This window comes from Streptomyces sp. P13-3-3 (assembly GCF_050571355.1).
GTDB lineage: Bacteria > Actinomycetota > Actinomycetes > Streptomycetales > Streptomycetaceae > Streptomyces > Streptomyces althioticus.
Genome location: NZ_CP192228.1, coordinates 3,111,577 through 3,135,680, shown reverse-complemented (window position 1 = coordinate 3,135,680; position 24,104 = coordinate 3,111,577). Strand labels below are relative to the sequence as shown.

General features: G+C 71.3%; 21 protein-coding genes. 10 read left to right on the top strand and 11 right to left on the bottom strand.

The genetic code is table 11. From position 1 onward, the window contains the following. Position 1: 1 nt before the first annotated feature. From ACQZOG_RS14290 to ACQZOG_RS14270, 5 genes are read right to left on the bottom strand one after another with little or no spacing between them, the layout of a single operon-like run. A complete protein-coding gene (locus tag ACQZOG_RS14290; protein ID WP_033276308.1) occupies positions 2–2,182 on the bottom strand; it encodes a 3-hydroxyacyl-CoA dehydrogenase NAD-binding domain-containing protein in 2,181 nt (726 codons plus the stop codon). A gap of 51 nt (positions 2,183–2,233) precedes the next feature. Next, positions 2,234–3,448 carry an acetyl-CoA C-acetyltransferase gene (locus ACQZOG_RS14285; RefSeq protein ID WP_033276309.1) on the bottom strand — a complete coding sequence of 405 codons (1,215 nt, stop codon included), beginning with the start codon at positions 3,446–3,448 and terminating at the stop codon, positions 2,234–2,236. Positions 3,449–3,499: 51 nt separating this feature from the next. Beyond that, complete coding sequence (locus tag ACQZOG_RS14280; RefSeq protein WP_430741539.1) at positions 3,500–4,663, bottom strand: acyl-CoA dehydrogenase family protein; 1,164 nt, start codon at positions 4,661–4,663, stop codon at positions 3,500–3,502. Beyond that, entirely contained in the window at positions 4,660–5,685 is a 1,026-nt protein-coding gene (locus ACQZOG_RS14275) for an LLM class F420-dependent oxidoreductase (protein ID WP_430741538.1), read from the bottom strand. The genes ACQZOG_RS14280 and ACQZOG_RS14275 overlap by 4 nt, the downstream gene beginning before the upstream one ends. Continuing rightward, entirely contained in the window at positions 5,685–6,839 is a 1,155-nt protein-coding gene (locus ACQZOG_RS14270) for a CaiB/BaiF CoA transferase family protein (RefSeq protein WP_084207038.1), read from the bottom strand. Before ACQZOG_RS14270 ends, ACQZOG_RS14275 begins: the two co-directional genes overlap by 1 nt. 259 nt (positions 6,840–7,098) lie before the next feature. Between ACQZOG_RS14270 and ACQZOG_RS14265 the strand changes: the two genes are divergently transcribed. The 4 genes from ACQZOG_RS14265 (at position 7,099) to ACQZOG_RS14250 (ending at position 10,742) form a co-directional block, all read left to right on the top strand. After that, positions 7,099–7,809 carry a TetR/AcrR family transcriptional regulator gene (locus ACQZOG_RS14265; RefSeq protein ID WP_033276312.1) on the top strand — a complete coding sequence of 237 codons (711 nt, stop codon included), beginning with the start codon at positions 7,099–7,101 and terminating at the stop codon, positions 7,807–7,809. A gap of 56 nt (positions 7,810–7,865) precedes the next feature. Then, positions 7,866–8,384: a DUF4334 domain-containing protein gene (locus ACQZOG_RS14260; RefSeq protein ID WP_033276313.1), complete on the top strand. Its 519-nt coding sequence runs from the start codon at positions 7,866–7,868 to the stop codon at positions 8,382–8,384. Beyond that, positions 8,381–9,472, top strand: a complete 1,092-nt coding sequence (locus ACQZOG_RS14255) for an NAD(P)-dependent alcohol dehydrogenase (RefSeq protein ID WP_033276314.1) — start codon at positions 8,381–8,383, stop codon at positions 9,470–9,472. Before ACQZOG_RS14260 ends, ACQZOG_RS14255 begins: the two co-directional genes overlap by 4 nt. Before the next feature lie 73 nt (positions 9,473–9,545). Further along, positions 9,546–10,742 (top strand): TetR/AcrR family transcriptional regulator, encoded by a 1,197-nt coding sequence (locus ACQZOG_RS14250; protein WP_430741537.1) that lies wholly within the window; start codon positions 9,546–9,548, stop codon positions 10,740–10,742. Between the two features lie 63 nt (positions 10,743–10,805). Here the strand turns inward: ACQZOG_RS14250 and ACQZOG_RS14245 are convergent, their stop codons facing one another. The 3 genes from ACQZOG_RS14245 to ACQZOG_RS14235 form a co-directional block, all read right to left on the bottom strand. After that, positions 10,806–12,035, bottom strand: coding sequence for an oxygenase MpaB family protein (locus ACQZOG_RS14245; protein WP_058917468.1), 1,230 nt, complete (start codon positions 12,033–12,035; stop codon positions 10,806–10,808). 277 nt (positions 12,036–12,312) lie between these two features. Next, positions 12,313–13,230 carry an oxygenase MpaB family protein gene (locus ACQZOG_RS14240; protein WP_430741536.1) on the bottom strand — a complete coding sequence of 306 codons (918 nt, stop codon included), beginning with the start codon at positions 13,228–13,230 and terminating at the stop codon, positions 12,313–12,315. A 55-nt stretch (positions 13,231–13,285) separates the two neighbouring features. Then, complete coding sequence (locus ACQZOG_RS14235) at positions 13,286–13,633, bottom strand: deoxyxylulose-5-phosphate synthase (RefSeq protein WP_359497609.1); 348 nt, start codon at positions 13,631–13,633, stop codon at positions 13,286–13,288. Positions 13,634–13,855: 222 nt separating this feature from the next. Between ACQZOG_RS14235 and ACQZOG_RS14230 the strand changes: the two genes are divergently transcribed. Next, positions 13,856–16,441: a GmrSD restriction endonuclease domain-containing protein gene (locus ACQZOG_RS14230; RefSeq protein WP_033276318.1), complete on the top strand. Its 2,586-nt coding sequence runs from the start codon at positions 13,856–13,858 to the stop codon at positions 16,439–16,441. A 165-nt stretch (positions 16,442–16,606) separates the two neighbouring features. Continuing rightward, positions 16,607–17,446 (top strand): SDR family NAD(P)-dependent oxidoreductase, encoded by an 840-nt coding sequence (locus ACQZOG_RS14225; protein WP_430741535.1) that lies wholly within the window; start codon positions 16,607–16,609, stop codon positions 17,444–17,446. Positions 17,447–17,540: 94 nt separating this feature from the next. Here the strand turns inward: ACQZOG_RS14225 and ACQZOG_RS14220 are convergent, their stop codons facing one another. Next, positions 17,541–17,780 (bottom strand): hypothetical protein, encoded by a 240-nt coding sequence (locus ACQZOG_RS14220; RefSeq protein WP_037642988.1) that lies wholly within the window; start codon positions 17,778–17,780, stop codon positions 17,541–17,543. A gap of 94 nt (positions 17,781–17,874) precedes the next feature. Next, the gene (locus ACQZOG_RS14215; RefSeq protein WP_033276321.1) at positions 17,875–18,111 is read right to left on the bottom strand and encodes a hypothetical protein; all 237 of its coding nucleotides are present in this window, start codon (positions 18,109–18,111) and stop codon (positions 17,875–17,877) included. 144 nt (positions 18,112–18,255) lie between these two features. Here ACQZOG_RS14215 and ACQZOG_RS14210 point away from each other — a divergent pair, with 144 nt between their 5' ends. From ACQZOG_RS14210 to ACQZOG_RS14195, 4 genes are all read left to right on the top strand, one after another. Continuing rightward, on the top strand, positions 18,256–18,993 hold the full coding sequence (locus tag ACQZOG_RS14210) for a nitroreductase family protein (RefSeq protein WP_037642987.1): 738 nt from the start codon (positions 18,256–18,258) through the stop codon (positions 18,991–18,993). A 128-nt stretch (positions 18,994–19,121) separates the two neighbouring features. Then, positions 19,122–19,979 carry a helix-turn-helix domain-containing protein gene (locus ACQZOG_RS14205; RefSeq protein ID WP_037642986.1) on the top strand — a complete coding sequence of 286 codons (858 nt, stop codon included), beginning with the start codon at positions 19,122–19,124 and terminating at the stop codon, positions 19,977–19,979. After that, on the top strand, positions 19,976–20,170 hold the full coding sequence (locus ACQZOG_RS14200; RefSeq protein WP_033276324.1) for a DUF397 domain-containing protein: 195 nt from the start codon (positions 19,976–19,978) through the stop codon (positions 20,168–20,170). The genes ACQZOG_RS14205 and ACQZOG_RS14200 overlap by 4 nt, the downstream gene beginning before the upstream one ends. A gap of 243 nt (positions 20,171–20,413) precedes the next feature. Beyond that, positions 20,414–23,383 (top strand): carbohydrate binding domain-containing protein, encoded by a 2,970-nt coding sequence (locus ACQZOG_RS14195; RefSeq protein ID WP_037642983.1) that lies wholly within the window; start codon positions 20,414–20,416, stop codon positions 23,381–23,383. Positions 23,384–23,395: 12 nt separating this feature from the next. Here the strand turns inward: ACQZOG_RS14195 and ACQZOG_RS14190 are convergent, their stop codons facing one another. Then, complete coding sequence (locus ACQZOG_RS14190) at positions 23,396–24,037, bottom strand: hypothetical protein (RefSeq protein WP_051747854.1); 642 nt, start codon at positions 24,035–24,037, stop codon at positions 23,396–23,398. Positions 24,038–24,104: the final 67 nt, after the last annotated feature.

The window sequence follows — 24,104 nt, the reverse complement described above, 5'->3', positions numbered from 1 at the left end:
CTCAGGCGTCGGTGAACGTCTCGCCCCGCTCGGCCTTGCGCAGCAGCAGTTCGGGCGGCGTGAAGCGGTCGCCGTAGCGGGTGGCGAGCTCGCGGGCGCGGGCGACGAAGCCGGGCAGGCCGCCGTCGTAGCCGTTGACGTACTGCAGGACGCCGCCCGTCCACGGCGGGAAGCCGATCCCGAGCAGCGAGCCGACGTTGGCGTCGGCCACCGACTCCAGGACGCCCTCCTCAAGACAGCGGACCGCGTCCAGCGCCTCGACGAAGAGCATCCGTTCCTTCAGCTCGGTGAGGTCGGCGGGCTGCTTCGCGGGGGCGGTGAAGTGCTCGCGCAGTCCGGGCCAGAGGCCGGCGCGCCTGCCCTGCTCGTCGTAGTCGTAGAAGCCGGCGCCGCCGGACCGGCCGGGGCGGCCGAACTCGTCGATCATGCGGTCGACGACCGCGTCCGCGGGGTGCGGTTGCCAGGCGCCGCCGTCCGCCTCGACCGCGCGGCGGTTCTCCTCACGGATCCTGCGGGGCAGCGTGAGGGTGAGCTCATCCATGAGGGCGAGGACCTTGGCGGGGTAGCCGGCCTGGGCCGCGGCCTGCTCGACGGAAGCCGGTTCGACGCCCTCGCCGACCATGGCGACGCCCTCGTCGATGAAGTGGCCGATGACGCGGGAGGTGAAGAAGCCGCGGGAGTCGTTGACCACGACGGGCGTCTTGCGGATCTGCCGCACCAGGTCGAACGCCCGGGCCAGCGCCTCCTCCCCCGTCTTCTCGCCCTTGACGATCTCGACCAGCGGCATCTTGTCGACGGGCGAGAAGAAGTGCAGGCCGACGAAGTCGCGGGGGCGCTCGACGCCCTTGGCGAGCACGGTGATGGGGAGGGTGGAGGTGTTGGAGCACAGCAGGGCGTCGGGGGCGACCACGTGCTGGATCTCCTGGAACACCCGGTGCTTGAGAGCGGTGTCCTCGAAGACGGCCTCGATCACCGCGTCGCAGCCGGCCAGGTCGCCGGTGTCCGCGGTCGGGGTGATGCGGGCGAGCAGCGCGTCCGCCTTCTCCCGCGTCGTACGGCCGCGGGCGACGGCCTTGCCGCAGAGCGTCTCGGAGTAGCCCTTGCCCTTGAGTGCGGCCTCCACGGAGACGTCCTTGAGGACGACGTCGATGCCCGCGCGGGCGCAGGAGTAGGCGATGCCGGCGCCCATCATTCCCGCGCCGAGCACCGCCACCTTGGTGACCTTGCGGACCGGGACGTCCTGGGGGCGCCTGGCGCCGGAGTTGACCGCCTGCAGGTCGAAGAAGAAGCCCTGGATCATGTTCTTGGTGATCTGCCCGGTGACCAGCTCGGTCAGGTACCGCGCCTCGATCTCGAAGGCCGTGTCCACGTCGACCTGGGCGGTTTCCACGGCCGCCGCGAGGATGTTGCGCGGGGCCGGGTACGGTGCGCCGCCGGTCTTCTTGCGCAACAGGGCGGGAAGAGCCGGGAGCTGAGCTGCGAGCTCGGGGCTCGACGGGGCGCCGCCGGGAATGCGGTGGCCGGGGGCGTCCCAGGGTTGTGCGGACTCGGGGTGGGCGTCGATGAACGCCCGTGCGCGGGCGAGGAGTTCACCTGGGTCGGAGACGAGCTCGTCGACCAGTCCGGCCTCCAGCGCGCGGGCGGGACCGTACTGGGTGCCCTCCAGGAGCACCTTCCGCAGCGCCTCCGTCACACCGAACATGCGGACCGTGCGGGTGACTCCGCCGCCTCCGGGCAGCAGGCCCAGGGTGACCTCCGGGCAGCCGACCTTGGTGCCGGGCGCGTCCAGGGCGATGCGGTGGTGGCAGGCCAGGGCGATCTCGTACCCCCCGCCGAGGGCCGCTCCGTCGATCGCGGCGACGACGGGCTTGCCCAGGGTCTCCATGACCCGCAGGGCGCGCTTCACGCGCATGCCCGCCTCGTAGGAGGCGCCGGCCGTCTCGGGGGTGACGGAGATGAGGTCGTGCAGGTCGCCGCCGGCGAAGAAGCTCTTCTTGGCGGAGGCGACGATCACGCCCCGCACGCTGTCGCGCTGTGCGGCGAGCCGCGCGGTGACGGCGTCCAGCGAGTCGATGAACGCCGCGTTCATGGTGTTCACCGACTGGTCGGGATCGTCGAGGACGAGGGTGACGACGTCGGTGTCGTCCTGCTCCCAGCGGATGGTGGTGGACTCGATGCTCATGCGGATGCGCTCCTGGTGATCCGTGTGATCCAAGTGATCCGGGGAGAGGGTTCAGAGGCGTTCGACGACCGTGGCGATGCCCATGCCTCCGCCGACGCAGAGGGTCGCCAGCCCGTAGCGCTTGTCCTGGCGACCGAGTTCGTCGATCAGGATGCCGAGGATCATCGCGCCGGTCGCGCCGAGCGGATGGCCGAGCGCGATGGCGCCGCCGTTGACGTTGACCTTGTCCAGCGACAGGCCCATGTCCTTCACGAACCGCAGCACGACGGCGGCGAACGCCTCGTTGATCTCGACGAGGTCGACGTCGTCGATGGTCAGCCCGGCCTTGGCGAGCGCCTTGCGGGAGGCCGGCGCCGGTCCCGTCAGCATGATCGTGGGGTCGGAGCCGGACACGGCGGCGGAGACGATCCGGGCGCGCGGGGTGAGTCCGTACCGCTCGCCGATCTCGCGCGAGCCGACCGCGACCAGCGCGGCGCCGTCGACGATCCCGGAGGAGTTCCCCGCGTGGTGGACGTGCTCGATGCGCTCCACCCAGTGGTACTTCTGCAGGGCCACCGCGTCGAAGCCGCCCAGCTCGCCGATGTCCGCGAAGGACGGCTTGAGCGTGGCGAGGGAGTCGGCGGTGGTGCCGGGGCGCAGGTGCTCGTCGTGATCGAGGACGACGAGACCGCTGCGGTCCCGCACGGGGATCACGGAGCGCTCGAAGCGGCCCTCCTTCCACGCCGTGGCCGCCCGCTCCTGGGAGAGCGCCGCGTAGGAGTCCACGTCGTGGCGGGAGAAGCCCTCCATGGTGGCGATGAGGTCGGCGCCGACGCCCTGCGGGACGAAGCCCGTGTCGTGGTTGGTGCGCGGGTCCGCCGCCCAGGCGCCGCCGTCGCTGCCCATCGGCACGCGGGACATGGACTCCACGCCGCCCGCGAGGACCAGATCCTCCCAGCCGGAACGGACCTTCATCGCGGCCATGTTGACCGCTTCCAGGCCGGAGGCGCAGAAGCGGTTCTCCTGCACGCCGGCCACCGTGTCCGGCAGCCCGGCGAGGACGGCGGCGGTGCGGGCGATGTCCGCGCCCTGGTCACCCAGCGGACTGACCACGCCGAGGACGATGTCGTCGACGGCGGCCGGGTCGAGTCCGGGGAAGCGGGCGCGGATCTCGTGGATGAGACCGACGACCAGGTCGACGGGTTTGGTGCCGTGCAGGGCGCCGTTCGCCTTGCCGCGCCCGCGCGGGGTGCGGATCGCGTCGTACACGTACGCTTCGGTGCTCACCTCGGTTGCCCTTCCAGGTCGGTTCACAGGGGATGCGGAGCCGGCCGGTGCTCAGCGCAGCAGGGAGCGGCCGATGATCTCCTTCATGATTTCGGTGGTGCCGCCGTAGATCGTCTGGATGCGGCTGTCGAGGAACGCGCGGGCGACCTTGTACTCGCTCATGTAGCCGTAGCCGCCGTGGAGTTGGAGGCACCGGTCGACGACGCGCTTGTTGAGTTCGGTGGCCCACCACTTGGCCATCGAGGCGTGCACGGCGTCGAGCCGGCCGTCGCTGTGGTCGGAGACGCAGCGGTCCACGAAGGCGCGGGTGACGGCGTTCTCGGTGGCCATCTCGGCGATCTCGAAGCGGATGTGCTGGAGCCGGGCGAGCGGCTTGCCGAACGCCTCGCGTTCCTTCACGTAGCGGGTGGTGACGTCGAGGATCTCCTCGGCCGCGGCGGCGGCGCCGACGGCTATGGCCAGCCGCTCCTGGGCGAGGTTGCCCATCAGGTAGGCGAAGGCCTGGTTCTCCTCCCCCAACAGGTTCTCCTTGGGGACGCGCACGTCGGTGAAGAACAGCTCGGCGGTGTCCTGCGCCTTCTGGCCGATCTTGTCGAGGTTGCGGCCGCGCTCGAAGCCGCCCATGCCGCGCTCGACGACGAGCAGGCTCTGCCCGCCGCTGCCGCCCTCGGGCGTGGTGCGGGCCACCACGACGACGAGGTCGGCGAGGACGCCGTTGGAGATGAACGTCTTGGCGCCGTTGAGCAGGTAGTGGTCGCCCTGGTCGGTGGCGGTGGTGCGGATGCCCTGGAGGTCGGAACCCGCGCCGGGTTCGGTCATGGCGATGGCGGTGACCAGGTCGCCCGAGGTGAACCCGGGAAGCCAGCGGCGCCTCTGCTCGTCGTCCGCGAGGCGGGTGAGATAGGGGCCGACGATGTCGTTGTGCAGGCTGATCGCCAGTCCGGAGGCTCCGGCACGGGCGAACTCCTCGATGAGGACGGCGCTGTAGCGGAAGTCGGGGGTGCCTCCGCCGCCGTACTCCTCGTCGACGGCGATGCCGAGCAGTCCCTGGCGACCCGCCGAGCGCCACACCTCGCGGTCCACCACCCCGTCCCTCTCCCAGCGTTCGTGGTGCGGCAGCACCTCCTTGGTGAGGAAGGTCCGCACCGTCTCACGGAAAGCCTCGTGGTCGGGTCCGTACAGGGGGCGTCCCGGGGCGCGTTCGGGGGCGGTCACAGCCAGCTCCTCACGTGCTCGATCAGTCGGGCGGGGTCGGGGCCGACGGGAGTGACGTTGAGCATGGTCACGCCCGCCTCGCGGAAGACTTCGACGCGGTCGCGGACGTATCCCTCGGGACCGGCCAGGCAGAGCTGCTCCAGCAGTTCGGCCGGTACGGCGGCCTCCGCGTCCTTCTTCCGTCCGGCGAGGTAGTGCTCCTGGACGGCGGCCGCGGCGGCCTCGTAGCCGTAGGAGCAGACGAGGTCGAAGTCGAAGTTGCGGCCGGGGGCGCCCATGCCGCCGACGTAAAGGGCGACGGTGGGGCGCATGAGGTCGCGTACGGCTTCGGCGTCGTCGCCGATCGCGAGCAGTCCGCCGGCGACCACCTGGAGCGGGCCGAGCGCGGGGTCGCGTTTCGCCGTGCCCTCGGCGAGGGCGGGACCCCACACCTTCTCCGCGTGCTCGGGGGCGTAGAGGAACGGCAGCCAGCCGTCGGCGATCTCGGCAGCCGTACGGACGCTGGCGGGGCCGAGGGCGGCGAGGTACACCGGGATGGTGTCGCGCACCGGGTGGTTGAGCAGCTTGAGGGGTTTGCCGAGGGTGCCGCCCTTCTCGGGTGGGACGGGCAGGTCGGTGATGCCGTGGTGCTCGATCACCTCACGCCGCCAGATCCGCCGGGACAGCTGGATCACCTCGCGCGCGCGGCGCAGCGGCCGGTCGTAGAGGCGGCCGTGCCAGCCCTCGACGACCTGCGGTCCCGAGGCACCGACGCCGAGGAGGGCGCGTCCGCCGCTGATCGCGTCGAGTCCGGCGGCGGTCTGGGCGATCAGGGCGGGAGTGCGGGAGTAGACGTTGAGGATGGCGGAGCCGATGCGCATGCGCTCGGTCCTCGCGGCGAGGTAGCCCATGATCGTCGGGGAGTCGAAGCCGTACGCCTCGGCGACCCACACGGCGTCGAGCCCGGCGGTCTCCAGGGCGGCGGCACGGTCCGCGGCGGTGCGCGGGTCCTCCGCGTAGGCCAGGGGTGAGGACAGTTCCATCAGCGGCGGCCCTTCAGCAGGTCGGGCACGTCCCAGTCGCGGGCCACGTCGAAGGTGTGGGCGCCGGGGACGGCCGGCGGGCGCCGGAGCGTGCCGGGTGTGCCCGAGAAGCGGGGTGCGGGGGCGGGCTGGGTGACGCCGTGCGCCTCGGTGTACGTGCCGCGCGCGGTGAGGTGCTTGTGGTCCGCCGCCTCGGTCAGGGTCAGCACGGGCGCGACGCAGGCGTCGGTGCCTTCGAAGACGGCCGTCCAGCGGGCGCGCGTGGCGGTCCTGAAGCGGGCGGTGAACGTGGAGCGCAGGGCGGGCCAGTTGCGCGGGTCGGCGCGGTCGGGCAGCTCGTCGGCGTCCAGGCCGAGCAGGGTGACGAACACGGTGTAGAAGCGGGGTTCGAGGGCGCCGACCGCCATCCAGCCGCCGTCGGAGGTCCCGTAGACGGCGTAGTAGGGGCAGCCGCCGTCGAGCAGGTTGCGGCCGCGCGCGTCGCGCCAGGTGCCCTCGGCGAGCATGCCCCAGAACAGGCTCGTCAGGTGGGCGGTGCCGTCGACGATGGCGGCGTCCACCACCTGGCCTTCGCCGGTCGTGCGGGCGGCGAGCAGCGCGGCGAGGACTCCGGTGGTGAGGTAAAGAGAGCCGCCCGCGTAGTCACCGAGCAGGTTGGCGGGGAAGACGGGCGGCCCGTCGGAGGTCCCGATCATGGACAGGGCGCCGGCGGTGGCGATGTAGCCGATGTCGTGGCCGGCCAGCGGGGCGAGCGGGCCGTCCTGCCCCCAGCCGGTCATCCGGCCGTACACCAGCGCGGAGTTGGCGGCCATGCAGTCCTCGGGGCCGACGCCGAGCCGCTCCGCGACGCCCGGCCGGTACCCCTCCAGCAGGACGTCCGCGCGCGCCGCCAACGCCCTTACGGTCGCGGGCCCTTCGGACGTCTTGAGGTCGACGACGACGGACCGCTTGTTGCGGTTGGTCAGGTCGCGGGCGGGGTCGCCGCCGAGTGCGGCGCGGCCGGGGCGGTCCACCCGCACCACGTCGGCGCCCAGGTCGGCGAGCAGCATCGCGGCGAACGGTCCCGGTCCGATGCCGGCCAGTTCGACCACGCGCACACCGTCCAGCGGGCCCGCGACCGTGCGGCCGGGACGGTGGGTGGAAGTGGGGCTCATGGGTTCCTCTCTCGGTGCGTGGCGAACCTGCCGACGGCGACCGGGGACTTACTGAGCGTTCGCTAAACGTAGGAGCGGGAGGCAGGGCGGTCAACTCCCCGTGCGGGACTTGTTTTTCCGGAAGGGGAGGGGGACAGTGACTGCGGGTCGACCGTCGCGCGCCGCGATCTCCTGAACGATCGCTAAGCGAGGAAGGAGGGGTGGACCGGACGCACCGCCGTACGATGACGCCGACCGCCGCAGCCCCGGAGGAGAGCCGTTGAACACCGCCCCAAGCCAGGACACCACCCCGTCGGCGGGGCACTGGCGCTCCTACGCCCCGCTCGACCTGCACCCGATCCTGATGCACGCCATGCGGGCCTTCAACGAGCAGGGCTACCACGGCACTTCGGTGCGGGACATAGCCAGCCGGGTCGGGGTCACCGTGCCCGCGCTGTACTACCACTACGAGAACAAGCAGGCGCTGCTGGCGACGCTCCTCGAGACGTCCATCAAGGACGTCCTGGACCGCTGCCGCGCCGCCGCCCGGGAGGCCGGGGACGATCCGCTGGCCCGCTTCTGCGGCATGGTCGAGTCGATCGTGCTGTACATGGCCCACCGTCGCCAACTGGCGTTCCTGGACACGGAGATACGCAGCCTGGAGCCGCAGAACCGGGCCCGGTACGTCGCCCTGCGCGACTATCTGGAGCACATGCTGCTGGACACGGTCGAGGAGGGCCGCGCCCAAGGCGTGTTCACCACCCCGATCCCGGCCGACGCGGTGCGCTCGGTGCTCGTGATGTGCCAGGGCGTCGCCAACTGGTTCCGCGAGGACGGCCCGCTCACCGCCGAGGAGGTCGCGGAACGGCATGTGCTGCTGAGCCTCGGCACGGTGGGCCACCCGCCCGCGGTCACCGGCGGCGGCGCACCGCCGTTCCCGAGGCGGACCCCGGCGGGGCGCGGCGCGGCGCCCCGCGGGTCGTCGGGCTGAGGCACCCCGGGTCCTGACCGCGCCGGCCCGCACCGACCGACGAGAGGACACCTGAGATGGACGTGCACGAGGCTCGATCCCTGTTCCGTGAGCTCACGGAGCGGGACGGCCGGGTCGACCCCGGCGAGCTGGACGCGATCTGGGCCGTGCTGCCGACGGTCCGCCCCGAGGAGATCCTCGGGGCGTGGAAGGGCGGCGAGTTCGACACCGGTCACCCGCTCAACGGCATGCTGGAGAAAGCCGGCTGGTACGGCAAGACGTTCCACTCGCCGCATGACGCCAAACCGTTGATGTGCTTGAACGAGGCGGGCGAGCTGTACTCGAACACCGAGCTGGGGCAGGGCGAGGCAAGCCTGTGGACGGTGGAGTTCCGGGGCGAGTCGACGGCGACGATGGTGTACGACGGGCGGCCGGTGTTCGACCACTTCAAGTGGGTGGACGAGGACACGCTGCTGGGGATCATGAACGGGAAGGGCGTGCCGGCCGAGGGGCCGTTCTACTACTTCTACCTGGAGCGCGCGCCCGAGTCCGGCGCCGCGCCCGGTGCCGGGCTCGGTGCCGGAGAGGGCGCGTGAGGCGGGTCCGCGCGGCCGTGGTCGAGGCGCCGGGCGCGCCGTTCACCGTGCGGGACCTGGAGCTGCAGGAGCCGCGGCCGGACGAGGTGCTGGTGCGGATGACGGCGGCCGGCGTCTGCCACACCGATCTGGGCATGCGGGACACCTGGCCGCGCCGGCTCACCCCGATGGTCTTCGGTCATGAGGGCGTGGGGCGCGTCGAGGCGGTCGGCGCGCAGGTGAGAGGCGTGGCGCCCGGCGACCCGGTGTGCCTCACCTTCGCGAGCTGCGGCGCGTGCGAGCAGTGCGCGACGGGGCATCCCGCGTACTGTCTCCACGCGCGGACCCTGAACTTCTCCGGCGGGCGCGCCGACGGCACCACTCCCCTCGCCCGCGACGGCACTCCCGTGCACGGCGGCTTCTTCGGCCAGTCCAGCTTCGCCACGTATGCCGTGGTGCGGGAGCGGGGTGTGGTTCCGGTGCCGGCGGACCTGCCCGACGAGGTCGCCGCACCGCTCGGGTGCAGCGGGCAGACGGGCGCGGGCACGGTGCTCAACCGGTTGCGGCCCGAGCCGGGCGCGTCGCTGGTCGTCATGGGGGCGGGCGGGGTCGGGCTGAGCGCGGTGATGGCGGCGGTGGCGGTGGGCTGCGACCCGGTGGTGGCGGTCGACCCCGTCCCCGGACGCCGGGCCCTGGCGGTCGAGCTGGGCGCGAAGACGGCGCTTCCTCCGGGTGACGGTCTGGTGGAGGCGCTGCGGGACCTCACGGGCGGCGGCGCGCACCACGTCGTGGAGACCACGGGGCGCCCGGACGTGGCCCGGCAGGCCGTCGCCGCGCTGCGCCCGCGCGGCGAGCTGGCGCTGGTCGGCCTGGGTGGCGAGGTGACGTTCGACGCGATGCACCTGCTGGCGAAGGGCGTGCGCGTGCACGGGGTGATCGAGGGCGACTCCCGCCCCGGGCGCTTCCTGCCGGACCTGATCGGCCTGTGGCGCCGCGGCCTGTTCCCCCTGGAGACGCTGGCGACGACGTTCCCGTTCGAGGAGATCGGGGCGGCGGTGAGGGCGATGGAGGGGGGCGGGGTGGTGAAGCCGGTGCTGCTGTTCGACTGAGCGGGCTTCCGGCATCCCGGAGCGGAAACGGAGGGAGCCCGGCCGCCTCACCCCGTGTGATTGACTAATCGCCATGGCTCCCGGCTCCTCGTCCGCCCGTTCGGCCGCGCCCGCCGAGCCGGCTCCGGCCACGCGGCCCCGTAACCGCAGACAGCTGATCGTCGAGGCGGCCGGGCGGGTGTTCAGCGAGCGCGGCTATCACACGGCCTCCATGGAGGAGGTCGCCGCTCAGGTCGGCATCTCCGCGGCGGCGCTCTACCGGCACTTCCCGAACAAGTACGCGCTGTTCGCGGAGTGCGCTGACGTCATGGTGGACGGTCTGGTCGCGGCGCTGGACGAGGTTCCGGACGGGGCGGGCCTCAGGGGCGTGCTGACGCCGCTCACCCGGATCACGGTGGCGCACCGGGCCTCGGGCGGCGTGTACCGGTGGGAGGCGCGCTACCTCAACCGTGAGGACCGACGGCGTCTGCGGGTGAAGTTCGGGCGTCTGGTCGAGCGGGTCGACGCCGCCGTGCAGCGGGAGCATCCGCTGCCGGACGAGCGGCTGCGGGCGGTGGCGGCCCTCGGCGCGATCGGGTCGGTCACGATGCACCACATCTCCATCGCTCAACGGCGCGCGGAGGAACTGCTGTTGGCGGCGGCGCTCGGGGTGGCGGCGAGCGACCCGGCGGGGGTGCCGCCCGGGGCGCACCCGGTGGAGCTGCCCGCCCGGCCGGTCCCGCGCACCCGGCGCGCGGAGATCCTTGCCGCGTCCGTGCCGCTGTTCGCGCGCAACGGCTTCGCCAACGTCACCAACGGGGAGATCGCGCGGGCGGTCGGCCTGACCCCGTCCGCGCTGTACCGGCACTACCCGGGAAAGATCGACATCCTGGCGGCGGCCTGCCTCCAGGCGGCGGCGCTGCTGTCGCAGGGCGTGGAGCGGAGTCTGCAGGGCGTGGCCGGCCCGCGCGAGGCGGTCGTCGCGCTGGCGGCGACGTACGTGGCGTACAGCTTTGAGCACACCGAGCTGAACAGCGTGGCCGAGGCCGAACTCGCCGGTTTGCCCGACGACTTGCGGCGTCCTGTGGTGCTGGCGCAGCGTGAGCACATCGCCGTGTGGGAGCAGCAGCTGCGGCTGGTGCGCCCGGAGTTGGACCCCCGGCAGGCCCGGGTGCTGGTGCACGCGGGTTTCGGTGTGGTGGTCGAGGCGGGGCGGGCCCTACGGTGGCGGGACGCCCCGGAGAACCGGGATGCCGTGACCGCGCTGGTGCTGGGCGCGCTCGGCCTGTGACCCCGCCTCTCGGCCCGGTCGCCGTGAGGCGGGGTCGGGTGGGCGTCCGCGCGGCCCGTCCGCTCAACCGGCCCGGTTGCCGGTGGGGATGGTGATGGGCGTGGTGGTCCCGGAGGAGCCCTTGTTGAGGAACAGCATGGCGATGGCCCGGATGAACTGGTCGAACATGTAGAAGGTGCCCGGCATGACGGGCGACAGCCCTTCACGGAAGAGGATGAACGCCGGCCACGCCGTGCGCACCAGGGCGGCGGCCGCGTAGTCGCGCCGCAGGCCCAGCCAGTCGCCGACCTGGTCGCTGAGGACGTAGCGCACGAACTCGTTGAGGAAGCCGCGGGTGACGCCGAGGTCGATCTGCGCGGTGAGGCCGAGCAGGTCCTCGGCCAGCGCGATGCCCTCGGTGGACGGGGTGAGGATCGGGGTGAGGACCTGCTGCGACTGCGCGCGGGCCTCCGCCCAGGTCTTGGGGATGTGCTCGTAGGGCACGCCGAGCAGGTGAATGGCCACCTGCCACATGTGCAGGAAGGCCTCCTGGTCGGCGGCCGGGTACGGGATCCTCCACTCGAGCAGCTTCTGGTGCACGTAGGTGCCGAGGCTGTGGAAGGTGACGAGGATGTCGGCGGCGCTGATCGGGATGGACTCGTCGGCGACGGCCTTCCAGTGCGGCGACTGCGGCAGCAGGTGCCGTACGGCGGCGTGCACCACGCGGGTCTTGTTGGCGGTGACCACGAACTGCCCGGTCGGCTTGAACGCGCCGAGCTGGGAGAGGTCGTAGCCGAAGGTGAACGTCTTGGCCGCGCGGTCCTGCATGTCGGCGCCGCCCGCGGACCAGTAGACGCTCTTGGCCTCACGGGGGATGACGGTGCTCATGATGCCGCTGCCGAGGCCGTAGAGCATGAACAGGTACGTGTCCCGGCGGCGGTTGAAGTCGGCGGCGCGTTGGAGCTTGGCCTGGTCGGCCCAGGAGGGCAGGTGGTTGGCCTGCGCCAGGTAGGCGGCGAAGTCGGAGGGGAGTCCGCCGGGGATCGGGTCGTTGTTGTTCACCCACTTCTCCCACGCCCGGTTGATGGCCGGGACGTGGCCGCCGTCGATCATCCGGGCCATCAAGGGGTCCGCCGCCTCGTCCCAGATCCACTCGGGGCCGGGCCGTGCGGCGGCTCCGGCTCCGACTCCGGTGAGGGCTCCGGTCCCGGCGGCCGAGCCGGCCGACGCCCAGGCGGGCACGGGGGCCGCGGCGCCGACGATGCCCAGCGCGACACCGAGGGTCAGAGCCTTTCTCCTGCTGAGGTTCTCCATTGACTTACCTGCTTCCCTGAGGGGCCGGACCGTTCCGGATGCCTTCGCAGACTTGCCAGTTGCGCGACAGACGCGGGTTGACCCTCGTCGCACCGATGTGATTTTCGATTAACATAGCGAGGGTCGGGAGCGCGGGCAATGGGCATGACACAGGTAGGTGACGGGGGTGGCGGCCCGCCTCGGGGCGGGCCTGAAGGGGGCGGACCCCGCGCCAGGCGGGCCTTACTGCGGGGCGGGCACCGCGCCTGACCGTCTCGGTACGGCCGTTCCGGGACGGTCAGGGGCGGGCGGCGCGGGCGGCGCGGGCGGCGCGGGCGGCGTACGCGACCGGCAGGTAGCGGAGCCGTTCCGGCAGGCGCGGCACCACGGTACGGACGACGCGGCCGAGCAGCCTCAGCCGCCGCTCGTCGCGCGACGACCAGTCGATGCCCAGCCGCTCACGCGCGACGGGCGGCAACAGCCCCTTGGTGACGAAGACTTGAAGCCGCAGCAAGGCGGGACGCAGGACGGGCCAGAGCAGCCGCAGCGCCGCCACCGACCCGTCCGGGGGCGGCACGGACCGGCGCGGGTCGAGCAACTCGTCGACGACGACGGTCCGTTCGAGCTCGTCGTGGACGACCCTGTCGAAGTAGGTCCAGAACTCCTCGACGGAGCCCGGCATGTCGCGCTCCCGGATACCGAGGATGCGCCCGAGCCGGCGTGCCTCCGCGTGCAGTCGCCGCTCCCCCGCCTCGTCGAACGGCCGGAACAGATACTCGGCGGCCCGCAGGAAGACGGGGAAGCCGGTGGCGTGCACCCAGGCGTAGGGGGCCGGGTTCAGCGCGTGGTACGCGCGCCCTCGGGTGTCGGTGCCCTTGATGTCCCGGTGCAACCGGCGCAGCCTGCGCCCCTCCTCCACGGCGCGGTCACCGCCGTAGATCCACAGCTGCAACGAGTCCAGGGAGCGGCGGGCGCGGCCCCAGGGATCGGTGCGGAAGACGCTGTGCTCGTCGACGCCGGCGCCTACGGCCGGATGCGCGACCTGGAGGACGAGGGCGGCGGGGAGGTACAGCAGGACGCGGACGTCGCCGACCATGTCCCAGAGGAGGGTGTCGGGGGTGAACGGCACGGGATCGGTGCGGGACGCACGGTCATCACCCGGTGCCGGTGCCGGTATCACCCTGTCGGCGGAGTGCGCCGCCCGTCCCGTGTCCATGCCTCCAGCCTCCCACGCCCCTCCTGTGGCGGTGCGGGCGCGTCCGGTCGGGCCGTCAGGGCAGCTCGGGACGCACCAGCGCTCTGGCGATCGGCTCGCCGGTACGCCGGGCATACGTCATCCGTTCCCGCACCTCGCGGAGCGAGCGCGGCCGGTACCCGGGCCCGGCGCAACAGCTCTTGTGGAAACGGATGCCGGCGTGCAGCAGCAGGGAGAGCACCCTCCACCCCTCGGTGTCCCTGCGGGGCGGCGGGGCGAAGGCGGAGCCGACGTGAATCAGCGTGCGGGCACAGCGCGGACACACCCGCTCGTCGCTCTTCGCGCTCCTCGCAGGCGTCGGGTACGGCTGCTTGTAGGAGGCCCGGCATGGCAGACAGACGAAGGAGGTCTTGGCGGGAGGCATGGGGGCACGGTAGAGGGAGGGCGCACATCCCCTCCACCCCTTTACCGCACCCACGCCGGTGACAGGTGCTCTCCGTGTTCGGGTGGGGGCACGGCCGCGGTTTCCGCCGCCACGGTTGATCAGGAGCCGCTCGATCCCGTGCATCCTGGCTCTTTTCCGCTCCGCACAGCGGCTGAGCCTGCTGTAATCGGCGCGAACGACCGCCGATCAAGGGGGGCCACCATGCAGGCCAAGGAGACGTTGTTCGCCGATCTGATGCAGGGCCGAACTCAGCAGTTCCAGGTGCCGCTCTACCAGCGGACGTATTCCTGGACCGAAAAACAGCTCAAGCAGCTGTGGAGCGACATCACGGAACAGGCCGGCTTAGTGGAGTCGGCCGAGGACAAGGGGAGCACGCACTTCCTGGGCTCGGTGGTGCTCGCGCCCTCACCTCAGAACGACGCCACTTTCCCTCGCTGGCTCGTCGTCGACGGCCAGCAGCGGCTGACCACGCTGTCCCTGGCCCTGGCCGCGATTCGCGACCACGTCGCGGAAGCAGCGCCGAGAGAGGCGGACCGCATCAACGAGCAGTACCTGATCAACAAGTGGAAGACCGGCGACGACCAGCTCCGTCTGCTGCCCACCCAGGCGGACCGGGCACAGTTCACCGCGCACATCCACGGCACTGTCACCGGCCTGGGCGCAGGGAGCGGAGTCGCCACCGCCTATGCCTTCTTCCGGAAGAAGCTGGTCGAGGCGGAGGACCCGGCCGCGCCGCAGGACGTGTTCCGGATCGAGCAGGCGATCACGTCGCGGCTGGCACTGGTGGCGGTGACCGCCGAACGCCGCGACAACGTGCACCGCATCTTCGAGTCGCTCAACAACACCGGTCTCAAGCTGAGTCAGGCCGACCTGCTCCGCAACTACCTCTTCATGAAGCTCGAAGAACGTGGCGAGCACATCTACGCGACGTACTGGCTGCCCCTGCAGAACAGCCTGAGCAACGACGAGCTCGAACAGCTCATGTGGCTGCAGCTCGTACTCGACGGGGACGACCGGGTCCGCCGCCAGGACCTGTATGCCGCCCAGCAGAGGCGTCTTGAACAAGAGCAGGCCGGCGACGAGGAGATCGAGGCGTACATCAGGAATCTGCACCGCCGCAGTGCCCACTTCCGTCGGTTGCTGCACCCCGAGGAGGAGACCGACCCGGCGGTCCGGGAGGCACTGCGCCGCCTGGACGCGTGGCAGGCCTCGGCCACCTACCCCGCGCTGATGCTGCTCTTCGATCGCCGCGAGCGCGGAGAGCTGGACTCCGCCGGCATGGTCCGCGCCCTGGCATACATCGAGAGCTTCCTCGTCCGCCGGATGATCTGCCGGGTCCCGACGAACAACCTGAACCGCATCTTCCAGGCCGTTCCAGGGCAGCTTCCAGGTGACGTGCCGGTCGCCGAGGGGCTGCACCGGCTCCTCTCCTCGGAGAACCGCTTCTGGCCCGACGACGCGGACCTGCGCGAGAAGATCAGGACCGCGCCGTTCTACCAGTTCGGCCGGTGGCAGCAGCGCAAGCTGGTGCTGCAGCGGCTGGAGGAGAGCTACGGGCATCCCGAACCCGTCGACTTCGCCGCCGCACAGCTCACCGTCGAGCACGTCATGCCGCAGTCTCCCGGCGACGAGTGGCTGCGCGCGCTACGCGAGGAGGCCGAGGAAGGGGAGACCCCGGAGGAACTGCATGCCCGGTTCCAGCACACGCTCGGCAACCTGACGCTGACCGCGGTCAACGCGGAGCTGTCCAACCACCCCTTCGACCGCAAGCAGGACCTGCTGCAAGGCAGCCACCTGGAAATGAACCGCCGCATCGCCGCGACCGAGCGCTGGGGCGTGCGGGAGATCTTGGCTCGCGCCGACGAACTCGCCGAACGCGCCATCGCTCTGTGGCCCGCGCCGTTGCGCGGAGTGGGCAGGGCGGAGCGCAACCGGGACTGGCAGCTGGCCCACGAGGTCCTCGCCGCGCTCCCGCACGGCACCTGGACCGCGTACGGCGACCTCGCCGCGTTCCTCGGCTCCGGGGCACAGGCCGTGGGCAACCATCTGGCGAACACGCCCGGGGTGATCAACGCGTACCGCGTCCTGACCTCCGAAGGGAGGATCTCCGACGGCTTCCGGTGGGCGACGCCCCAGGACGAAGGACACTCCGACGTCCGCGCCCGGCTGGCCGCCGACGGCGTCCGTTTCACGGCGACCGGCGCGGCCGACCCGGCGCAGCGGCTCACCGCCGACGAGCTCGCTTCCCTGCTCGCCGGAACGGACGACGACCGGACGGACGGTGAGGACACCGCCCAGCACGCGACCGCCGGCGCACCGGAAGCGGAAACCCGCGCCCAACGGTTCTTCCGGCAGCTCGCGGCGGACGACTCCCCCGAGACCGTGGATGCGGTGCGTGCCGTCTTCGCCCACTGGGAGTCTTTGGGCGGCTGGATCGGTCACGGCGCCGGGCACGTCACCACCAGCGCCTACCTCATGCTCGGTGAGGCGGGTGCCCCCGGCCGGGGCATCTGGCCCATGACCTTGTATCCGGGGGCCGGCCGAGGGGGCACCGCGGAGGTGGTGTTCCAGTACATGGCCGCGCGGGAGCCGTTCACCGACCGCGCGCTCCGCGCCGAGTTCCTCACTCGCCTCAACGTTCTTGACGGTGTCGACATCCCGGACGGCAAGCTGGAGCTGCGCCCCAACATCCGCTTGTCCCTCTTCGAGAAGGAGAGCAGCCGAACGCTGCTGCTCGAAGCGCTGACATGGTTCCGGGACCGCTGGAACAGCAGGCATTCTTCGTGATCACCGCCCGCCGGATGCTCCTGGCGCCCGGCGGGCGGCTCTCCGGCCGGCGCGACGCCACCGTCGCGTCCGTCCCCGCGTTTCACGCACCGGCCGCCGGGTCACCCGGCGCAGGTCGGACGGCGGTTCGGCACGGCACCACCCGGCGACGGAGGGATCACGCTCATGACCTCGCACGACTCACCCGGCACGGCCCTCGTCACGGGGGCGTCCTCCGGCATCGGGTGGGAGTACGCGACCCGGCTGGCCGCGCGCGGCTGGGGGCTGGTGCTGGTCGCCCGGCGGGCCGAGCGGCTGGACGTCCTCGCGAAGAAGGCGCTCAAGGAGGGCGCGGCGGGCGTCGAGACGCTGGTGGCGGACCTGGGGAGCCCCGAGGACCTGTCCCGTGTCGTGGAGCGGTCGTCCGGGGACGACGTGGACCTGGTGGTCAACAATGCGGGCATCAACGGTTACGGCACGTTCGCCGAGGTGGACCCGGACCTCCTCACCCGGGTGGTGAACGTGAACGTCGTGGCGCTCACGGCGCTCACCCGGGCCGCCGTGCCCGGCATGCTGGCGCGCGGCCGGGGAGCCGTGATCAACGTGGCGTCGCTCCTCGCCTTCGCCGGCGACCTCCCGCCGGACCCGCTCCCCCGGCGGGCCGTCTACGCCGGGACCAAGGGGTACGCGGTGACCTTCACCCGCACCCTGGCCGCCGAGCTGGCCGGCACTCCGGTACGGGTGCAGGTCGTGTGCCCCGGGCTCACGGCGACCGAGTTCCACCTGGGCGCCGGCGACACCCCGGTGAGCGGCGAGCGCCGCGTCCACGACGACGGCGGGATGCCCGCGGCGGACGTGGTGACCGCGTCCCTGGCCGGGCTGGAGGCCGGTGAGGTGGTGTGCGTGCCGGGCCTGACGGACGCGGAGGCCGTGGCCCGGCTGGCCGGGGCGGAACTGGACCTGCGCGCCGGGTCGGGGCGCCGTTTGGCACCGCGCTACGGGAACGCCGAGGGACGTGCGGAGTGACCGTGCGGGACAGGCTGCGCGACAGGCGGTGACCGTCTGCCCTCGTGCCGGACGTGCCGGGGCGGGCGGTCACCACCTGGATAGAAGAACCAGGTCAGGCGCCCAGTTTGCCGACCGTGTCGCTCAGGGTCCCCGCCACGTCGTGCAGGGCCTGGTCGCTGGGATCGGGGCCCAGTCGCTCGACCAGATCGCGTTTGGTGATCACGAGCAGCGCGCCCTGTGACTCCTCGTCCGACGGCTGGTCGACCACGCGCGCCCTGCCTTCCAGCAGGACGAGCGCGGCCTCGTCGTTCGCGGCGTCACAGAGCTCTCTGACATGGCCCTCGTCGATCATGCGTCACCCTCCGGTGAGTCGGTCGGTGGCGCGGTATTCCGCGCGCTTTTCGTCGTCACTCTGCGCACCGTCACGCCCGCGGTCACGGTCACGGTCACGCGCTGTCGGCCAGCTCCGCGTGTCCCTGGGCGCGGGCGCAGTGGGCGCAGCAGAAGAACTGGCCGCCTGCCTGAAGGCCGTGGCCGAGCACCTTGCAGCCGCAGTTGTCGCAGATGGGCGCCAGTTTGTGGGCGGCGCACTCGATGCTGTCGAACGTGTGGACCGAATCGTCGACCGTGTGCACCTCGAAGGAGAGGGCGTAGTCGTTCCCGCACACTTCACAGACCGCCATGATCCGCTCCCTTCCGCAGTACGAGCCGAGTACCGCGCCGAGGCCGACGTCATGCGCGTGAGATGCGGAGCCGTGCGGGACAGGCGATCCTGAAGTCAAGTAGAGGAGTTACATGGGAAGTTCACAGTCCCTACACTCACGATCATGACAACTGAAACGCCTCTCGCGGGGTCCGTGGCCGACGGTGCCGCCGAGCCGTCCCTCTTCTCGACCATGTCCACGATGCGGGCGATGCGCCGCCTGCGCCCCGACCCGGTGCCGGACGAGCTGCTCGACCAGCTGATACAGGCGGCCGTGTGGGGCCCGAGCGGCGGCAACATGCAGCGTTACGAGTACGTCGTCGTCACCGACCGGGCGGTCATGGCGGAGCTGGCGCCGCTGTGGAAGCGGTGCGTGGACGCGTACCTGGCCACGACCGGCAAGTACGCCCCCGAGGGCATGGACGAGGCCGCGTACGGGCGCATGGTCGCCGCGATCGAGTACCAGCGCGACCACTTCGCCGACACCCCGGCGCTGATCATCCCGTGCTACCAGTTCCCGCCGCCGCGGATCGAGGAGGAAGGCCTGCGGATCTACGCCGAGGCGCTGGGCGCGGAGGCGACGGAGCGGATGGGACGCATCCAGGAGCGGTTCTCCGCCCTCGCGGAGGGCTCGTGCGTCTACCCGGGCGTGCAGAACCTCCTGCTCGCCGCGCGCGGGCTGGGCCTGGCGGCCAACATCACCATCTGGCACCTGTTCCTCGAGACGGAATGGAAGGCGGCGCTCGGGATTCCGGAGGACATGAACACCTTCGCCGCCATCCCGGTGGGCTGGCCGCGGGGCAACTTCGGCCCGGTCCGGCGCCGGGCGGTCTCGGAGGTCGTCCACCGGGACCGCTGGTAGGGCGTACGACGCGGTACGGCGGTCGTACGGATCTGTACGGCCGCCGTACGGCCTCGCGCCGTGGCCGGAGGGGCGGCTCGGTCGTTGTGCTCCACGACAGATCACTGTGCGGTGGAGCAGGGGGCGCGATGGGCAGGACCACCCAGCGGGAGTGCGGTACGGCCGGCCGGCGCGGGCCCGACAAGGAACGCCCGGCGGCGTGGAGCGCGTACGGCAAGCTGGTCCGCCTCTTCCGCGAACGCGCCGGGCTCACCCAGCAGGCCCTCGCCGACGCCATCGGCTACTCCATGGAACAGGTCGCGTCCGTCGAGCAGGGCCGCCGCCCGGCGAAGGCGGTCTTCACGGAGGCGGCGGAACGCGTCCTGGACGCGGGCGGGGCGCTGCGCGTGCTCCAGCCGGACGTGGACCGGGCCAAACTCCCGTTGTTCTTCCAGGACTTCGCCCTCCTGGAGGCGGAGGCGGTGAGCCGCTTCTCGTACGACCCGATGCTGGTGCCGGGGTTGTTGCAGACGGAAGCGTATGCCCGCGCCTTGCTCCAGGCGCACTTCCCTCCCCTCGAAGAAGAGGCCATCGAGCAACACCTCACGGCACGGCTGGCCCGGCAGTCGCTGCTGACGCGCAGAAACCCGTGCGTCGTGTTCTCATTCATCCTCGAGGAGGGCGCTCTCCGTCGGGCGGTGGGCGGCACAGCGGTCCTAGGGCAGCAACTCGCGCACCTGCTGGAGTGCACCCGCATGCGCAACGTGGAGATTCAGGTGATGCCGACCCAACGGGCCGCGCACAGCGGGGTCAACGGGCAGATCGTCCTGCTGGAGACCGTCGAACGGCAGCGGTTCGTCTCCATCGAGGCCCAGGGCATCGTGAACATCCGGTCGGACCGGGACGAGGTCAGCGAGTTCTGGCTACGCTATGGAATGCTGCGTTCACAGGCCCTCAACTCCGAGGAGTCTGCCAGGGTGATCGAGCACATGGCAGGGGAGCTATGAGCATCGAGCAGGTTCGCGACCTCGCGTGGATCAAGAGCAGCTACAGCGGAACGAACGGCGGCGACTGCGTAGAGGTGGCCGCCCACCGGAACACCGTGTATGTGCGGGACTCGAAGGCCGTCGACGACGGCCCCGTGCTGCGGGTCGGCCGTGACGTGTGGGCGGCCTTCGTATCCCTCGCCTCCCGCTGACCCGGAGAACACTCACCACCGCTCGACCCGCCCATCCTTGCAAGTCGTTGCAACGACGACTGCGAGGGTGGGCGTTCTGCTGCGCCCAGCTCCCGACAAGTTGAAGCGCACCCCCTTTACGCCCCCGTTCCCCGGCGGTAACTTGCCGCTGCCGTAAGAAGTTTCTGCAACTTTCCGTTAGGGCTTGCACCCTGCGCCCTCCGGCGTACCCCCTTGTCTCTCCCCTCCTCCCTGGAGACACGCATGAGACGCACCCGTACGCGCCTCCGTGGCCGTCCGCTCGCCGTCGCCGTGGCGGCCGGAGCCGTCATGGGGCTCCTCTCCGCCCCCTCCCCCGCCGCGACGACGGACCCGGAAGCCAGCTCGGCCGGGAACACCGCGACCGTCTACTACTCCACGACGACCAAGAACTGGGACCGCTACCACCTCCACTACGCCCCCGACGGCGGCCCCTGGACCACCGTCCCCGGCGTGGCGATGGAGGCCGCCTGCACCGGATGGGTGAAGAGGACAGTGGACCTCGGCGCCGCCGAGGGGTTACAGGCCACCTTCACCGACGGCTCGGGCACCTGGGACAACAACTCCGGCCGCAACTACGCCCTCGGCACGGGGGACATCACCGTCAAGGACGGCGTCGTCGCCCACTCCGACCCCTGTGCGGCCTCCGACGGGGACGGCAACAGCGCCACCGTCTACTACTCCACCCGCACCCTCGGCTGGACCACCGCCAACATCCACTACCAGCCCGCCGGAGGTGCGTGGACCACCGTGCCCGGGGTCGGCATGCGGCCCGCCTGCACCGGATGGTGGAAGCAGGACCTCGACCTCGGCGCCGCCACTGTCCTCACCGCCGCCTTCAACAACGGCAACGGCGTCTGGGACAACAACGGCGGCGCCGACTACACGATCCCCGCCGGAGTCACCACCGTCGCCGAGCGCAAGGTCACCCGCGACGCGGACGACCCCTGCGCGGACCAGGCGCCCGACACCCGGGCGCCCACCGCCCCCACCGGCGTGACGGCACGCGCCGACGGCGTCTCCGTCGTTCTCACCTGGGAGCCCTCCACCGACGACACCGGCGTCACCGCGTACCAGGTCACCCGTACCGGCGGTACCGAGGGCGATGTCGTCTCCGACGTCGGCTCCACCGTCTTCTCGGACACCGGGCTGGAGGAGAACACCGCCTACACCTACACCGTCCGGGCCGTCGACGCGGCCGGCAACCTCTCCGCCGCCTCGGCCTCCGTCACCGCGACCACCGGTGCCAAGCCGTCGACGCCCGCTCCAGGCACGCCTCTTGGCACCGACCCGCGCAAGGACCCCATCTACTTCGTCCTCACCGCCCGCTTCCACGACGGCGACCCCGCCAACAACCGCGGAGGCAGCCAGCACGTGAAGTCCGGCAACGCGGCCAACGACGACCCGATGTTCCGCGGCGACTTCAAGGGGCTGATCCAGAAGCTCGACTACATCAAGGCGCTCGGGTTCTCCGCCGTGTGGATCACTCCTGTGGTCCTCAACCGCTCGGACTACGACTACCACGGCTACCACGGCTGGGACTTCTACAAGGTCGACCCACGCCTGGAGTCCGCCGGCGCCTCGTACCAGGACCTCATCGACGCCGCCCACGCCAAGGGCATGAAGATCTACCAGGACGTCGTCTACAACCACTCCTCCCGCTGGGGCGCCAAGGGGCTGTTCACCCCCACGGTGTACGGGGTGCGCGACGCGCAATGGAGCTGGTACTACGACGAGAAGCAGCCCGGCTTCGAGTACGACGGACTCACCGTCGAGCCCAAGAGCGGCAAGTCGTACTACAACGGCGACCTCTGGTCGACCGCCGAGCCGTCGGGCAACACCTGCGTCAACTGGGGCGTCCCCACCGGCGGCAGAAGTCCCGAGGGCTACACCCTCTACAACTGCCAATGGCCCAGCCCGACGTCGGGCATGTTCCCCAAGGCGCTCTACCACCAGTGCTGGATCGGCAACTGGGAGGGCGAGGACTCCCGCTCCTGCTGGCTGCACGAGGACCTCGCCGACTTCGACACCGAGAACACCCAGGTGCAGAACTACCTGATCGGCGCCTACGACAAGTACATCGACATGGGCGTCGACGGCTTCCGCGTCGACACGGCGGTGCACATACCGCGCACCACCTGGAACCGCCGCTTCCTGCCCGCCATCCAGGAACGCGTCGCCCAGCGGCACGACCCCGAGGCCGCGAAGAACTTCTTCGTCTTCGGCGAGGTCGCCGCCTTCGTCAACGACAAGTGGAACCGCGGTTCGGTCAACCACTCCGCGCAGTTCTACACCTGGAAGGAGCGCAAGGAGTACAGCGCCGACGACAGGCGGGCCGCGCTGGAGATGTACGACTACGAGCAGCAGCGGGGCACGGGCGACCAGCCCACGTCCACCAACGCCTTCCTCGACGGCAACAGCTACCACGCCCCCGACCACAGCCGCGCCTCCGGCATGAACGTCATCGACATGCGGATGCACATGAACTTCGGCGACGCGAGCAACGCCTTCCACAACGGCAGGGACTCCGACGACAGTTACAACGACGCCACCTACAACGTCGTCTACGTCGACAGCCACGACTACGGCCCCGACAAGAGCAGCGAACGCTACACCGGCGGCACCGACGCCTGGGCCGAGAACATGTCGCTGATGTGGACCTTCCGCGGTATTCCCACCCTCTACTACGGCTCGGAGATCGAGTTCCAGAAGGGCAAGAAGATCGACTGCGGGCCGAGTTGCCCTCTCGCCACCACGGGCAGGGCGTACTACGGCGATCACCTCGCCGGTGACGTGAAGGCGTCCGGCTTCTCCCAGGTCGAGTCCGCCTCGGGGGCGGTCGCCACCACGCTGCAACAGCCCCTGGTCAAGCACGTGCAGCGCCTCAACCAGATCCGCCGTGCCGTCCCGGCCCTCCAGACGGGCCAGTACTCCACGGCCGGCATCAGCGGCGACATGGCCTTCAAACGGCGCTACACCGCGGGCGGCACCGACAGTTTCGCCCTCGTCACCGTCTCCGGCGGCGCGACGTTCACGGGCGTCCCCAACGGCACCTACCGGGACGCGGTCACCGGCGACACCCGCACCGTCACCACCGGCACCCTCACCGTCGCCGCCCCCGGCAAGGGCAACCTCCGCGTCTACGTCCTCGACGGACCGGGCAAGATCGGCGCGGACGGCCCCTACCTCAGATAGGCCGGCCCTCCCTCATCCCGTCGGCGTCGACGAGGGCGGCGTAGGAAGGGGGCTGATGCCGGGTTCGTAGTGGTCGCGGAGGTAGATGCGCGTACGCGTCGGCGTGTAGGCGTGGGCGTAGAGGCGGACACATGACGCGTCGGACGTGTCGACGCCTGGGGCGTGTGGATCCAAGGCGGCCTCCGCGGCCCCGGGGCAGACGACGCCGTACCGCATGCCGTCCTTCAGCGTCTCGGGCTCCGGGAGACCGAAGTGCGCGAAGTCGTGAGGCGGCACGTCGGTCTGTGCGGAGGTCGGTTCGAGCCAGTCGCCCTCCGGTGGGTGCTCCTTCAGGTACGCCTCCGCTTCCACCCTGGTGAGGGTGAAGGTGAGCAGCCCCGTGTCGAAACGGGACGTGACCTCGTACGCGGCCCGCGGGGAGCGGGCCGTGACCGGGATGTCGAGACCCATCTGCTCGCTCATCCACTCCGGCGTGACGCCTTCGGCCCACCGTGCGTCCGCCGCCTGCTCCGCCAGGCGGTCACCGCCGTCGTCCGTCCCGCCGGGCAGCCGGCCCGTCGCCACCAGGGCGCCCACCAAGGTCAGGACGCCCACGGCCACCCCCGCGACGAGCCACGGCCGACGGCCACCGCCGGCACCCCCGGTACCGCTCACGCCGTCCTCCGGTGCCTGGTAGGGATTCACTGTGCTCCTGTCGTCGATCCCGGCCGCGCGCCCATTG